Genomic DNA, 13,642 nt, shown 5'->3' with positions numbered 1-13,642 from the left:
GGGTGACCCTTCGGGGCCCGGCGATCAGTCCAGGTAGCCGCGGAGCTGGTCCGCGAAGGCGTGGTCGCGGAGTTTGTTGAGGGTCTTGGACTCGATCTGGCGGATGCGTTCGCGGGTGACGCCGAAGATGCGGCCGATCTCCTCCAGCGTGCGGGGGCGGCCGTCGGCGAGGCCGTAGCGGAGCTGGACGACCTTGCGTTCGCGTTCGCCGAGGGTGGAGAGCACCGCTTCGAGGTGTTCGCGCAGCAGCAGGAAGGCGGCGGATTCGACGGGGACGTGGCGTCGCCGTCCTCGATGAGGTCGCCGAGGGCGACGTCGTCCTCCTCGCCGACCGGGGCGTGCAGGGAGACCGGTTCCTGGGCCAGCCGCAGGACTTCGGTGACGCGCTCCTCGGAGAGCTCGAGGTGGGCGGCGACCTCCTCGGTGCTCGGCTCGTAGCCGTGTTCCTGCAGCAGGCGGCGCTGGACGCGGACGACGCGGTTGATGAGCTCGACGACGTGCACGGGGACCCGGATGGTGCGGGCCTGGTCGGCCAGGGCCCGGCTCATGGCCTGCCGGATCCACCAGGTCGCGTACGTCGAGAACTTGTAGCCCCGGGCGTAGTCGAACTTCTCGACGGCGCGGATCAGGCCGAGGTTGCCCTCCTGGACGAGGTCGAGCATGGTCAGACCGCGTCCGACGTAGCGCTTGGCGACAGAGACGACGAGCCGGAGGTTGGCCTCGATCAGCCGGCGTTTCGCCATCCGGCCGCTGACCACCAGCCGGTCGAGGTCGACGGCGAGTTGGGAGTCCAGGTCCGGGAAGTTGTTCAGCTTCTCCTCGGCGAACAGACCGGCCTCGACCCGGCGGGCCAGTTCGACCTCCTCGACGGCGGTGAGCAGCGGTATGCGGCCGATCTCGCGGAGGTACTGCCGGAAGAGGTCCGCGGACGGGCCCGCCGCCTCCTCGCGCGACCGGCGCTCCCGGTCGTCGGCCTCGTCGTCGGGGTCCCGGGCCTCGGGTTCCCTGGCCGTGGAGCCCAGGGATTCCCGGGGCGCGCGGGGCTCCGGAGGTCCTGGAGGCTCGCGGGGCGCGGGGGGCGGCACGGGGGGTTCGGACGCCAGGACCTCCAGCGGCTCCGGTGGCTCCAGCGGCCCCGGTTGCGGCGCCGGATCCCGGCCGTCCTCCACTTCCCGGCCGTCCTCCGTTCCCCGGCCGTCCTCCGTTCCCAGGACGTCCTCCGCTTCCGGGTGGGTGGCGGCGTGGTTCTGCTCCGGTACCCGTTCCCTCGGCTCGGCCTCGGGTTCCGACAAGACCACCTCGGCCACGGTCGTCAGGGGGTGGGTCTGCACGGGAGCGACCTCCATGGTGAGCACAGTCACGGGCTCGGAGACGCGCGGCATTCGGACGGTCGCGGCCTGGCCGCTGGCCGTCCGGGAGTTCGCCGTATGCGGATCACCGGTCGCATCTCTGTTTGCAGAATCCGGTATTCCGCGCTCCGAGGACTCAGGCACCGCCCCCCAGTGTGGCGTACGGCACACCCCCGCCACGAGGGGCGTGCGCCGGGTTTTTCGGGCCGATGTCACGGGGTGCGTTCGATCGGTCACCGCATCGAACCCCGCTGGGGGAAGGCGGCGGGAGGCGGGCCTACAGCGCCGCGGTGCCCTGTTCGCGCAGCCGCTGGCCGTACTGCTGCAGCGCCCACAACTCGTTCTGGACGGCGCTGAGATCATCCGCACCGGCGCGTGGGCCGAGCCGGGTCAGATTGGCGCGGACCTCGCTGATGCGGCGCTCGACGGCCTGCCGCCGGACGGCGACGAGCTGCATGCCCGCGTAGACCTCGTCGGGGGCCCGCCGGGTGTGGGTGGCCTCGACGGCCAGTTCGGTGACGAGGATCCGGACGGTGTCGTCCGGGGCGACGTCCCGGACCCGGGCGAGGTAGCCGTCGTCCGCGTGCTCGGTGCCGCCGGCCTCGGCGATGGCGTGCCGGACGGCGGCGTACGGCGGGGCGGTGAACTCGTCCTCGCCGTAGGCGTCGAAGGCCGGCGAGACCAGGTGCGGGTGCTGGAGGGCGAGCTTGAGCAGCTCGCGCTCCACCCGGTGGGAGGGGCTGCGCAGATCCAGCCGGGGACCGCGCGGCGGCTGGGGGCGGGTGACGCCCTGGCCCGAACCGCCGGAGCCCTGACCCTGCCCCTGCCCCTGCCCCTGCTGACGGTCGCGGCGCGGCTCCGGGCCGCGCTGGCCGCGGTCGCGGGCCCAGCGGGCGAGCTGGGAGACCCGGCGGACGACGAACTGTTCGTCCAGGATGCCGAGCTTGGAGGCGAGCGACACCGCGTACTCGTGCTGGATGGAGGTGTCCTTGATCCCGGCGACGATCGGTGCGGCTTCCTCCAGGGCGGCGGCGCGGCCCTCGGCGGTGTCGGTGTTGTGCCGGGCGACGGCGCTGTGGATGGCGAACTCGAAGAGCGGCGAGGAGTGCTCGACGAGGTTGCGCACGGCCGCGTCACCGTCGGCGAGCCGCAGCTCGCACGGGTCCATGCCGCCGGGGCTGATCGCGATGGAGGTGCGGGCGGCGAACTTCTGATCGTCCTCGAAGGCGCGCAGCGCGGCCCGCTGACCGGCCGCGTCCCCGTCGAAGGTGAAGACGACGTGCGAGCTGGAGTTGTCCATCAGCAGCCGGCGGAGGATCTTGATGTGGTCCTCGGCGAAGGCGGTGCCGCAGGTGGCGATGGCGGTGGTGACGCCCGCGAGATGGCAGGCCATGACGTCGGTGTACCCCTCGACGACGACGGCCTTGCCGGTCTTGGCGATCTCCTTCTTGGCGAGGTCGATGCCGTACAGCACATGCGACTTCTTGTAGAGCGGCGTCTCGGGGGTGTTCAGGTACTTGGGCCCGTTGTCGTCCTCGCGGAGCTTGCGGGCGCCGAAGCCGATCACGTCGCCGGTGATGTCGCGGATCGGCCAGATCAGCCGGCCGCGGAAGCGGTCGATCGCGCCGCGGCGGCCCTCGCTGGCCAGCCCGGACGTGAGCAGTTCCTTGTCGGTGAAGCCCTTGCCGCGCAGGAAGCGGATGAGATGGTCCCAGCCGGCGGGCGCGTATCCGACGCCGAAGTGCTCCGCCGCGGCCTGATCGAAGCCGCGCTCGGTGAGGAACTTGCGGCCGATCTCGGCCTCGGCGCTGCCGAGCTGCTCGACGAAGAACTGCGCGGCGATCTTGTGCGCCTCGATGAGCCGGATCTTCTCGCCCTGCTGGCGGCCGGGGTTGTACCCGCCCTCGTCGTACCGCAGCACGATGCCGGTCTTGGCGGCCAGCCGCTCGACGGCCTCGGAGAAGGAGAGGTGGTCGAGCTTCATGACGAAGTCGAGCGTGTCGCCGCCCTCTTGGCAGCCGAAGCAGTAGAAGAGCCCCTTCGAGGGACTCACCTGGAACGACGGGGACTTTTCATCATGAAAGGGGCAGAGCCCTTTCAGGTTTCCCCCACCCGCGTTCTTGAGCTGCAGGTACTCCGAGATGACGGCGTCGATCGGGACCGCGTCCCGGACCGCCTTGACGTCCTCATCCTTGATCCTGCCTGCCACTCGTGAAGTCTAAGGCCCAGCTGTGACAGACCCTTGACCTCCACCGCGACCAGCCACTAGCTTCCCCAATTGTTAAGAATCTTTACTAATGGCGCGCGGTACCGACGGAAGGGTGGGCGCATGCCCCACAAGCACAGTCGACGACGCGGACTCGGCCTCGCGGCAGGTGCGGCCACGGCCACCGCCGCCGTCGTCGCGGCCCTGCTGAGCGGCGGCGCGGGTTCCGCCGAGGCCGCCACCACAGGACAGGTCCGGGTCAACCAGGTCGGCTACGACGGCAGCGGCGCCAAGGAGGCGTTCCTGCTGGCGAAGGGCGCCGTCTCGGGCGCCACCTGGAAGCTGCTCGACAGTACCGGCGCGACCGCCGCCACCGGTAAGACCGGCACCAGCCAGGGCAGCTGGAACAGCGCCTACCCGGCCGTCTACCTGATCGACTTCAGCTCCGTGCAGGCCGCCGGCACCTACCACCTGGAGGTCAGCGGCGCGGCCACCGGCGCCTCGCCCGCCTTCACCATCGGCAGCGCGAAGGCCGTCTACGGCAAGCCCGCCGCCGATGCCACCACCTTCTTCCAGGCCCAGCGCGACGGCCGGGACGTCATACCCGGGTCGCTGAAGCGCCAGCCGTCCCATCTCAACGACGCGCACGCCAGCGTCTACGACTGGCCCAAGTTCACCAGCGGCGACGGCGACACGATCTCCAAGGCGCCGGCCAAGCTCGGCGGCACCGTCGACGCCGAGGGCGGCTGGTTCGACGCGGGCGACTACCTGAAGTTCACCGAGACCACCACGTACGCCGCCGCCACGCTGCAGATCGCCGCCCGTGAGACCGGCGCCTCCCCCACGTCCGCGCTCGGCGCCGAGGCGCAGCACGGCCTCGACTGGCTCGACAAGATGTGGGACGGCGACACCAAGACCCTCTACATCCAGGTCGGCCTCGGCTCGGGTACCGACAACGGCAGCGTCGTCGGCGACCACGACGTCTGGCGGCTGCCGCAGAAGGACGACGCCGACACCGCCAACGCGTTCCTGCGCAACCGCCCGGTGTTCCGGGCCGGCGCCCCCGGCTCCAAGCTCAGCCCCAACCAGGCCGGCCGGCTCGCCGCCGACTTCGCGCTCGGCGCGCAGCGCTACGCCGCCTCGGACCCCGCGAAGGCCAAGAGCTATCTGGCGGCCGCCGCGCAGGTCTACACGCTCGCGGACACCAAGCCCGGCAAGCTCGTCACGACCGTCCCCTACGCGTACTACCCGGAGACCAGCTGGCAGGACGACCTGGCCTTCGGCGGCGCCGAGCTGGCGCTGGCCGCGCAGCAGCTGGGCGACTCCCGCGCCGCCGGCTGGCTCCAGCAGTCGGCCGCCTGGGCGAAGGCGTACGGCACGACCGGCGACACGCTCAACATGTACGACACCAGCGCGCTCGCCTACACGGACCTGGCGCGCGCCATCAAGGCGGCGGGGAACCCGGCCGGGCTGCCGGTCTCGTACGACACCCTGGTCGCGAACCTCAAGGCGCAGATCGCCTCGGGGCAGGCACGCGCCGCCAAGGACCCGTTCCACGCCGGCGCGGTCTACAACGACTTCGACGCCGACTCGCACACCCTCGGCCTCGCGGCCACCACCCGGCTGTACCGGGGGCTGACCGGCGACACCTCCGTCAACCGGTTCGCCGTCCAGCAGCTCGACTGGCTGCTCGGCGCCAACGCCTGGGGCACGTCCTTCATGGTCGGCTCGGGCACCACGTACCCCAAGTGCACGGCGGGGCAGCTCGGCAACCTCGCCGGGAGCCTGGACGGCAAGGCGCCGGTGGACACCGGTGCGATCGTCAACGGGCCCAACGGGACCGCGCAGTTCGCCGACGGGCTGGGCGACTACCTGGACGCCATGCGCAAGTGCCAGCCCGGCGGCGCGGACCCGTTCGGGACCTTCACCGGGCACGGAAGTCGCTATGTCGACGACGTCCGGTCCTGGCAGAGCTCCGAGCCCGCGCTCGACATGGACGCCTCCGGGCTGCTGGCGTTCTACCTGTCGAGCTGATCCGGCCGGGCCGGCCGGCTGATCACGAGGCTGTCCTCGTGATCAGCCGGCCGTCGTGGCCTGGCCGTCGTGATCAGCCTGGCCGTCGTGATCAGCCGGCCGTCTTGATCATGAATATGTAGTGCGGTCCGCTCGGTTCGACGATGAACTCCTCGCCGGTCGCGGTGAACCCGAGGTGCTCGTAGAAGCCCTGTGCGGACGTACGGCCGTTGCACCACACCAGTTCGGCGCCGCGCACCGTGGCCTCGGCGAGGCCGGCCCGCAGCACGGCCGCGCCGTAGCCCTGGCCGCGCACCTCGGGGGCGCTGCCCATACCCCGGAAGCGGTAGGCGGCGGCGCCCTCGCCGGGCAGGGTGTCGGGGAAGAAGGTGACGCACGCCTGGACAGCGCCCTCGTCGTCGTAGGCCGCGATGTGGAAGGTGGGCTCGCGGGAGTCCTCCGGGTAGATCGCGGTCTCGCGGGGCAGGCCGGTGCGGAGCACCGCCCAGCGCAGCTCGAAGATCTCCTCGACGGGTACGACGGCCGTGCGCATGACGTGGTCCTCCGCTGGTCAGTCCGGTCCTTCGGTCATTCCAGGAAGGAGGCTAGCGGCACGGTGGGGTCGGACAGCCGGTCGGGGTCGACGGTGCGGCCCGAGCGGATCAGCTGCTGGATCGGGTCGGTGACGTCCCAGACGTTGACGTTCATCCCGGCCAGCACGCGTCCCTCGCTGAGCCAGAAGGCGATGAACTCCCGCTTGCCGACGTCGCCCCTGCACACCACCTGGTCGTAGCTGCCCGGCGCGGCATGGCCGGAGAACTCCATGCCCAGGTCGTACTGGTCGGAGAAGAAGTACGGCACCCGGTCGTAGCTGACGTCCCGGCCGAGCATGGCGCGGGCGGCGGCCGGGCCGCTGTTGAGGGCGTTGGCCCAGTGCTCGACGCGCAGCCGGCCGCCGGAGAGCGGGTGCTCGATGTTGGCGACGTCGCCGGCCGCGTAGATGTTCGGGTCAGACGTGCGCAGCGACGCGTCCACGGCGATGCCGCCGCCCGCCGAGCGTTCGGCGAGGGTCAGCCCGGCGGCCTCGGCGAGCGCGGTGCGGGGAGCGGCACCGATCGCGGCCAGCACGTCGTGGGCGGGGTGCTCCTCGCCGTCGTCGGTGAGGGCGGCCAGCACCATGCCGTCCTGGCCGGAGATCCCGGTGAGCTTCGTGCCGAAGTGGAAGCGGACGCCGTGCTCGCGGTGCAGATCGGCGAAGACCCCGCCGAGCTCGGGGCCGAGCACCGAGTACAGCGGCGTCGGCTCGGGCTCCACGATGGTGACCTCGGCGCCGTAGCCGCGCGCGGCGGCGGCGACCTCCAGGCCGATCCAGCCCGCGCCGGCGATGACGATATGGCCGTTCTCGCGGCCGAGCGAGGTCAGTACGTGCTTGAGGCGCTCCGCGTGCGAGAGCCGCCGCAGGTGGTGGACACCGGCCAGTTCGGTACCGGGGATGTCCAGCCGGCGCGGCTCGGCGCCGGTGGCGAGCAGCAGCTTGTCGTACGGGAGGACGGTGCCGTCCCCGAGCCGCACGGTCCTGGCCGCGGGATCGAGGTGCACGACCGGCTGGCCGAGGTGCAGCTCGATGTCGTGCTCCGCGTACCAGGCGGTCTGCTGGACGAAGACCGAGTCGCGTTCCGCGCTGCCGATCAGAAAGCCCTTGGACAGGGGTGGCCGCTCGTACGGGTGCTCGCGCTCGTCGCCGATCAGGATCACCCGCCCGGTGAAGCCCTCCGACCGGAGGGTTTCCGCCGCCTTGGCGCCGGCCAGTCCCGCTCCGACGATGACGATGGTCTGGTCTGCGTCCACCACTGTGCGCCTCCCCAACAGATGCCGTACCTGCGAGCGTCCCTTACGTCACGCCTGGCGGGAAGAGCGCCGCGCCGAGTCGACAAAGCGCCCCTCGTATGCCTCGCGCGCCCGCAGTACTCCGGACAGGTGCTCGCGGGCCCGGTCACGGGCGGCCTCGGACACCCCCCGGGCCCGCCGCGTCACCGGCTCACAGCAGCCGGGCGGACCGGCCCGTCGTGAGGCGGGCGTGCAGTGCCGTGGCCGTCGCGTCGGTGAGCGACGCGATCTGGTCGACGACGGCGCGCAGCCGCGCGCTGTCGTCCGCCGCCTCGTCGAAGATGCCGCGGAACTGCGGGTCCAGGCCCTCGGGGGCGCGCGCCAGCAGCGCTTCCGACAGCTCCGAGATGAGGATCCGCTGCTCGGCGCGGCGGCGCTCCTGCGAGGCGCGCTGCATGACGTAGCGGTCGGCGACCGCCTTGAGGACGGCGCACTCCAGGCGCTGTTCGCGCGGCACGACCAGTTCGGCTCGGTACCGGGTGAGCCGCCCGGTGCCGTACGCCTCGCGGGTGGCGCGCTCGGCGGCCAGGCAGAACCGGCCGATGAGCTGCGAGGTGGCGTCCTTCAGCCGGGCCTGGGAGATGGCCGAGCCGTCGTAGCCATGCGGCCACCACGCCTGCTCCAGGAGCCGGTCGAGGGCCTCGGCCAGCTCGTCGGGGGTGGCGTCGGCCGCGTACCGCTCCCCCGCGCAGTCGAAGATGTCGGCGCGCTCGGCGTCGGCGAGCAGCAGGTTCGGGTCGAGGTGGCCGGCGTGCAGGCCGTCCTCCACGTCGTGCACCGAGTACGCGACGTCGTCGGCCCAGTCCATGACCTGGGCCTCGAAGCACTGCCGGTCCTCGGGGGCGCCCGCCCGCAGCCAGTCGAAGACCGGCAGATCGTCCTCGTAGGCCCCGAACTTGGGGCTGCCGGGGTTCGTGGGGTGGCCGCCGCGCGGCCACGGGTACTTCGTGGCGGCGTCCAGGGCGGCACGGGTGAGGTTCAGACCGACGCTCACCATCGTGCCGTCGGCGTCCCGCATGAAGCGCTTCGGCTCGATCCGGGTCAGCAGCCGCAGCGACTGCGCGTTGCCCTCGAAGCCGCCGCACGCCTCGGCGACCTCGGCCAGCACCTGCTCGCCGTTGTGCCCGAAGGGCGGGTGGCCGAGGTCGTGCGCCAGACACGCCGTCTCGATGAGGTCGGGGTCGCTGCCGAGCGCGGCGCCCAGCTCCCGGCCCACCTGCGCGCACTCCAGCGAGTGCGTGAGGCGGGTGCGCGGGCTGGTGTTCATCAGGGCCGAGCCCGGGTCGACCACCTGGGTCTTGCCCGCCAGCCGGCGCAGCGCGGCCGAGTGCAGCACCCGCGCCCGGTCGCGCTGGAACGCGGTACGGCCCGGCCGCTTGTCGGGCTCGGTCACATAGCGGTCGGTATCGGCGTCCCCGTACGGCCCGTACCGCTCGTACGGCCCGAGGTGCGCGGCCGCCGCGTCGGTCCGGTAGTTCGCTTCCATGCCTGTGACCGTAACGCTCCGGAGTGACAGACGCGCCGCCGCCACCGGTCCTCCGGCCCCGTACCGGGTTACGCGCTGGCGAGGTGCAGCGGCGCGGTCCGGCCGGCGGTGGCCAGCGCCTGGTCGTAGCGGTGCAGCACCAGGCGGGCCATGGCGCTGTGCGCGCCCAGCGGCGCCGCCGCGATCCAGGGCGCCCCGGCGGACGTCTGGGTGGCGAACCGCCCGGGGGCGGTGAAGTACGAGGCGACCGCGACCCGGTGGCCACGCGCGGTCAGCGCCCCGACCGCCTCCTCGACGGACGGCCCGGTGCCGGAGGCGTAGGCGGGCAGCACGGGGGCGCCGCCGAGCCGGTGGCTGAGGAGTTCGGCGGTGCGGGCGGTGTCGGCGGGCCAGTCGGGGTCGTGGGAACCGGCGGCCGCCAGCACGACGCCCGCGCGCCGCAGGCCCTTGCGCCAGCCGGCCTCCGCGAGGCGCACGTGCAGCGTCTCGGCGAGCAGCGGATGCGGGCCGAGCGGCGCCGCGGTCAGCCCGCGCAGGTGCGGGGCGCGGGCCAGCGCCTGCGGGATGTCCTGCTTGACGTGGTAGCCGTGGCCGAGCAGCAGCGGCACGAGCACCACATCGCCGCGCAGCGCGGCGAGCGTGTCGTCGAGCAGCGGCTCGTTCAGCTCGATGTGCCCGAGGTGGACGGGCAGGCCGGGGCGCAGCGCCCGGACCCGGTCGAGGAGCGCGCGCACGGTGCGCCGCGCCGCGGGGTCACGGCTGCCGTGCGCCACGGCGACGAGTGCCGGGCCGCGCGGGACCGCGGTGAGGGTGACGTGGGAGAGCTGGCTGCTGAGTTGAGCGGTGATCCGGTTCAGGAGCTGCGCCGTACTGTCGAAGCTGCCGGACAGGCCGGAGCTGTCGGTGCTGTCGGGACTGTCAGAGCTGCCGAAGCTGCCGGAGCCGTCGGCCGGGGCCTGGCCGAACTCCGGGTGCGGGTGCGGATGCGCTGTCGACGCCGTCATGGACCGAGCCTGAAGTGCGGAGGTTGCGCCCGCATTGCACAGTGATGACAAGTGTTTTCCTCGGTCTCACGAGCGTCAGGACGGCCTGTGAGCCCGCTGGGCGCGGACCCAGTCGCCGCCCGGGATGATCCGCCCCGACGCCCGCAGCGTCCGGGCCAGCTCCTCCCCCGCGAGATACACCCAGGCGTCGCGCCCCTGTCCTTCGCAGACCACGCGCACCGCCAGCCGCTCGTAGAGGTTCCCGCGCGCGCCCGGAACGTGGTCCTCCAGCCGGTCGAGGTCGGCGAGGACGGTGTCGTACTGGCCGGGCAGGGCGTCCAGCAGCTCTCCGTGCACGGTGTCGGTGACGGGTTCGGTGGCCGGGGCAGCGACCGCGTAGGGGTAGCCGGGCCCGTCGTACAGCAGGACTCCTGGCAGTACGGCGGGTCTCGGGGGTGCGGTACGGCCCTCCACCAGCAGGTGGTTGGCCTGGCCGGGACGCAGCGTCCCGTAGACGAAGAAGGGCAGGCGGGACGGGGGCGGCGGGGTCAAGGCGGCGGTCCTCTCATCGCTGGCGGCGCGGCTGCGTCCATCGTGCCCGGAACCGTACCGGCGCCGTACGCGTCGATCCGGACGACGGAGTGGATCCGAACGACCGAGTGGATCCGGACGACGGAGTCGACAGGACGCCAGACCGGGCGACGGAGTCGCTCAGCGAGGGGACGCCGAAATGGAGCCGGGCCGGATACGTGCGGCGGTGCCCGCCGTGCTGCGCAGGCTGCGCCCGCCGCGGACCCGGCGCGGCCGCCGGCTCCTCCTGCAGGCCGTGATGGCCTGCTGCGTTCTGGCGCTGCTGCCCGCGACCTGGCTGCAGGCCTCGGCGGACGGACGGGTGCGGGCGGTCGCCGACGTACCGCCGGAGCCGGTGGCGGTGGTGTTCGGCGCGGGCCTGGCGGACGGGAAGCCGACGCCGTATCTCGCGCACCGGCTGGACGCGGGCGCCGAGCTGTACCGGACCCACAAGGTCCGGGCGATCCTGGTGACCGGCGACAACAGCCGCACCGACTACAACGAGCCGGGCGCGATGCTCGGCTATCTGGAACAGCAGGGCGTGCCCGCGTCGAAGGTCGTGCTGGACTACGCGGGCTTCGACACCTGGGACTCGTGCAGCCGCGCCAAACGGATCTTCGGGGTGGACCGGGCGATCCTCGTCAGCCAGGGCTTCCACATCCGGCGGGCACTCGCGCTGTGCGACGCGGCGGGCGTCGAGGGGTACGGCGTCGGGGTCGACGAGCCGCACGACGTGACGTGGTTCTACGGCGGCGGGCGCGAGCTCGTCGCGGCGACCAAGGCGGCGCTGGACGTCGTGGTCAAGCCCGACCCGGTCTTCCTCGGCCCCCGGGAGCCGGGCGTGACGCGGGCCCTGGCCGCGGACCCGGCGGCCCGCTGACGGACGGCCGCCCCTCACACAGGGCGCCCGCCCCTCACAAGGCGCCCGGCGGTGCGCTGAGGTGCGCGTACCGGCCGCGTAACCGCGTCGCGTACGGGGGCGAAACACGTACGGCGCAGGCTGGGCGGATGAGCCCGAGCACCGTTGACACGCACTGTCCCTACTGCGCCCTGCAGTGCGGCATGGGGCTCGCGGTGCTGCCGGCGGGCGGCGTCGAGGTCGTGGAGCGGCCCGCGTTCCCGGTGAACCGGGGCGCGCTGTGCGGCAAGGGGCGCACCGCGCCCGAGGTGCTGGCGCGCGGCGCCCGGCTGACCGGGCCGCTGGTGCGCGGCGCCGGCGGCGCCCTGGAGCCGGCCGGCTGGGACGAGGCGCTCGACCGGGTCGCCGAGGGACTGCTGCGGACGCGGGCCGCGCACGGCCGCGACGCCGTCGGGGTCTTCGGCGGCGGCGGGCTGACGAACGAGAAGGCGTACGCGCTCGGCAAGTTCGCGCGGGTGGTGCTGCGCACCTCACAGATCGACTACAACGGCCGGTTCTGCATGTCCTCGGCGGCCGCGGCCCATCAGCGGGCCTTCGGTCTTGACCGGGGGCTGCCGTTCCCGCTGGAGGACATCGCCCGTACCGGCTGCGTGATCCTCGTCGGCTCCAACCTCGCCGAGACGATGCCGCCCGCGCTGCGATACCTCACGGAGCTGCGGGAGCGGGGCGGCACGTTGATCGTCGTGGACCCGCGCCGCACCCGCACCGCGGAGCACGCCGATCTGCATCTGCAGCCCCGGCCCGGCACCGATCTGGCGCTCGCGCTCGGACTGCTGCACCTCGCGGTCGCCGAGGGGTACCTGGACGAGGAGTTCATCGCGGAGCGCACGAGCGGCTGGGCCGAGGCGCGGCCGGGCGTCATGGCGCACTGGCCGGAGCTGGTGGAACGCATCACCGGGGTGCCGGTGCCGCAACTGCGGGAGGCGGTCCGGATGTTCTGCGCGACACCGGAGGGCATGGTCCTCACCGCGCGCGGCCCCGAGCAGCAGTCCAAGGGCACCGACACCGTCAGCGCCTGGATCAACCTGTGCCTCGCCACCGGCCGCGCCGGCCGGCCGCTCTCCGGCTACGGCTGTCTCACCGGGCAGGGCAACGGACAGGGTGGGCGCGAGCACGGCCAGAAGGCCGACCAGCTCCCCGGCTACCGCAAGCTGGACGACCCGGCGGCGCGCGCCCACGTGGCGGCGGTGTGGGGCGTCGACCCGGACGACCTGCCGGCGCCGGGGCGCAGCGCGTACGAACTGCTCGACGCGCTCGGCGTGGACGTGCACGCGCTGCTGCTGATGGGTTCCAACCCGGTCGTCTCCGCGCCGAACGCCACGCACATCGCCGGGCGGATCGCCTCGCTCGGCTTCCTCGCGGTCTGCGACGTCGTCCTGTCGGAGACGGCCGAGCTGGCGGACGTCGTCCTGCCGGTCACCCAGTGGGCGGAGGAGACCGGCACGACCACCAACCTGGAGGGCCGGGTGATCCTGCGCCGCAAGGCGATCGACCCGCCGCCGGAGGTCCGTACCGACCTGGAGGTGCTGAACGGGCTCGCCGCCCGGCTCGGCTGGGAGAAGGGCTTCCCCACCGACCCCGAGGAGGTCTTCGAGGAGCTGCGCCGCGCGTCGGCGGGCGGCCCCGCGGACTACTCGGGCATCACGTACCGGCGGATCGCGGAGGAGGACGGCGTCTTCTGGCCGTGCCCGCGATCGTCCTCGGACGCCGCGCACCCCGGAACTCCCCGCCTCTTCCTGGACCGTTTCGCGACGCCGGACGGCCGGGCCCGCTTCGTCCCGGTCCTGCACCGGCCCTCCGCGGAGGAGCCGTCCGCGGACTACCCGCTCCATCTGACGACGGGCCGCGTCCTGGCGCAGTACCAGTCCGGTGCCCAGACCCGCCGGGTCCGCGAACTCAACGTCGCCTCCCCCGGCCCCTTCGTGCAGCTCCATCCACAGCTCGCCGAGCGCCTGGGGATCGCCGAGGGCGACCGCCTCGCCGTCACCAGCCGCCGTGGCCGCGCCGTCGCCCCCGCGCTCATCAGCTCCGCGATCCGCCCCGACACCGTCTTCATGCCGTTCCACTGGCCGGGCGAGGGCCGCGCCAACACCCTGACGAACCCGGCTCTCGACCCGACGTCCCGCATGCCGGAGTTCAAGGTGTGCGCGGTACGGGTGGAGGCTGCGGGTCCCGCGAACGGCTGAACGTACGCTGGGCACTGTCCGGCAGATCAACAGAAGGAGCCGC

General features: G+C 73.0%; 9 protein-coding genes and 1 pseudogene. 3 read left to right on the top strand and 7 right to left on the bottom strand.

What is annotated here, in order from left to right:
- Positions 1-24: 24 nt before the first annotated feature.
- Together LNW73_RS22435 and dnaG are read right to left on the bottom strand one after the other, a co-directional pair.
- A pseudogene (locus LNW73_RS22435) lies at positions 25-1,382 on the bottom strand (RNA polymerase sigma factor).
- 244 nt (positions 1,383-1,626) lie between these two features.
- Positions 1,627-3,558, bottom strand: a complete 1,932-nt coding sequence (gene dnaG, locus LNW73_RS22430) for a DNA primase (protein WP_250991127.1) — start codon at positions 3,556-3,558, stop codon at positions 1,627-1,629.
- A 120-nt stretch (positions 3,559-3,678) separates the two neighbouring features.
- Between dnaG and LNW73_RS22425 the strand changes: the two genes are divergently transcribed.
- Complete coding sequence (locus LNW73_RS22425) at positions 3,679-5,589, top strand: glycoside hydrolase family 9 protein (RefSeq protein WP_250991126.1); 1,911 nt, start codon at positions 3,679-3,681, stop codon at positions 5,587-5,589.
- Positions 5,590-5,680: 91 nt separating this feature from the next.
- On the opposite strand, the gene LNW73_RS22420 is transcribed toward LNW73_RS22425, so the two are convergent.
- The 5 genes from LNW73_RS22420 to LNW73_RS22400 form a co-directional block, all read right to left on the bottom strand.
- Positions 5,681-6,121, bottom strand: coding sequence for a GNAT family N-acetyltransferase (locus LNW73_RS22420; RefSeq protein WP_250991125.1), 441 nt, complete (start codon positions 6,119-6,121; stop codon positions 5,681-5,683).
- A 35-nt stretch (positions 6,122-6,156) separates the two neighbouring features.
- Complete coding sequence (locus LNW73_RS22415) at positions 6,157-7,419, bottom strand: NAD(P)/FAD-dependent oxidoreductase (RefSeq protein WP_250991124.1); 1,263 nt, start codon at positions 7,417-7,419, stop codon at positions 6,157-6,159.
- Positions 7,420-7,606: 187 nt separating this feature from the next.
- A complete protein-coding gene (locus tag LNW73_RS22410) occupies positions 7,607-8,941 on the bottom strand; it encodes a deoxyguanosinetriphosphate triphosphohydrolase (RefSeq protein WP_250975791.1) in 1,335 nt (444 codons plus the stop codon).
- A 68-nt stretch (positions 8,942-9,009) separates the two neighbouring features.
- Positions 9,010-9,945 carry a sirohydrochlorin chelatase gene (locus tag LNW73_RS22405; RefSeq protein ID WP_250991123.1) on the bottom strand — a complete coding sequence of 312 codons (936 nt, stop codon included), beginning with the start codon at positions 9,943-9,945 and terminating at the stop codon, positions 9,010-9,012.
- Positions 9,946-10,020: 75 nt separating this feature from the next.
- Positions 10,021-10,476, bottom strand: coding sequence for a gamma-glutamylcyclotransferase family protein (locus LNW73_RS22400; RefSeq protein ID WP_250991122.1), 456 nt, complete (start codon positions 10,474-10,476; stop codon positions 10,021-10,023).
- Positions 10,477-10,654: 178 nt separating this feature from the next.
- Here LNW73_RS22400 and LNW73_RS22395 point away from each other — a divergent pair, with 178 nt between their 5' ends.
- Together LNW73_RS22395 and LNW73_RS22390 are read left to right on the top strand one after the other, a co-directional pair.
- Complete coding sequence (locus LNW73_RS22395) at positions 10,655-11,374, top strand: SanA/YdcF family protein (RefSeq protein WP_250991121.1); 720 nt, start codon at positions 10,655-10,657, stop codon at positions 11,372-11,374.
- Positions 11,375-11,502: 128 nt separating this feature from the next.
- Positions 11,503-13,599, top strand: coding sequence for a molybdopterin oxidoreductase family protein (locus LNW73_RS22390; RefSeq protein WP_250991120.1), 2,097 nt, complete (start codon positions 11,503-11,505; stop codon positions 13,597-13,599).
- Positions 13,600-13,642: the final 43 nt, after the last annotated feature.

It is taken from the genome of Streptomyces sp. RKAG337 (assembly GCF_023701715.1).
In the GTDB taxonomy this organism is placed as follows: Bacteria; Actinomycetota; Actinomycetes; order Streptomycetales; family Streptomycetaceae; genus Actinacidiphila.
The sequence above is the reverse complement of the archived record's forward strand: the minus strand, read 5'-3'. Positions and strand labels throughout refer to the sequence as shown.

Coding starts and splice junctions, on each gene's coding strand:
- LNW73_RS22425 (WP_250991126.1), top strand. CDS start 3,679: ATGCCCCACAAGCACAGTCGACGACGCGGACTCGGCCTCGCGGCAGGT.
- LNW73_RS22420 (WP_250991125.1), bottom strand. CDS start 6,121: ATGCGCACGGCCGTCGTACCCGTCGAGGAGATCTTCGAGCTGCGCTGG.
- LNW73_RS22410 (WP_250975791.1), bottom strand. CDS start 8,941: ATGGAAGCGAACTACCGGACCGACGCGGCGGCCGCGCACCTCGGGCCG.
- LNW73_RS22405 (WP_250991123.1), bottom strand. CDS start 9,945: ATGACGGCGTCGACAGCGCATCCGCACCCGCACCCGGAGTTCGGCCAG.
- LNW73_RS22395 (WP_250991121.1), top strand. CDS start 10,655: ATGGAGCCGGGCCGGATACGTGCGGCGGTGCCCGCCGTGCTGCGCAGG.
- LNW73_RS22390 (WP_250991120.1), top strand. CDS start 11,503: ATGAGCCCGAGCACCGTTGACACGCACTGTCCCTACTGCGCCCTGCAG.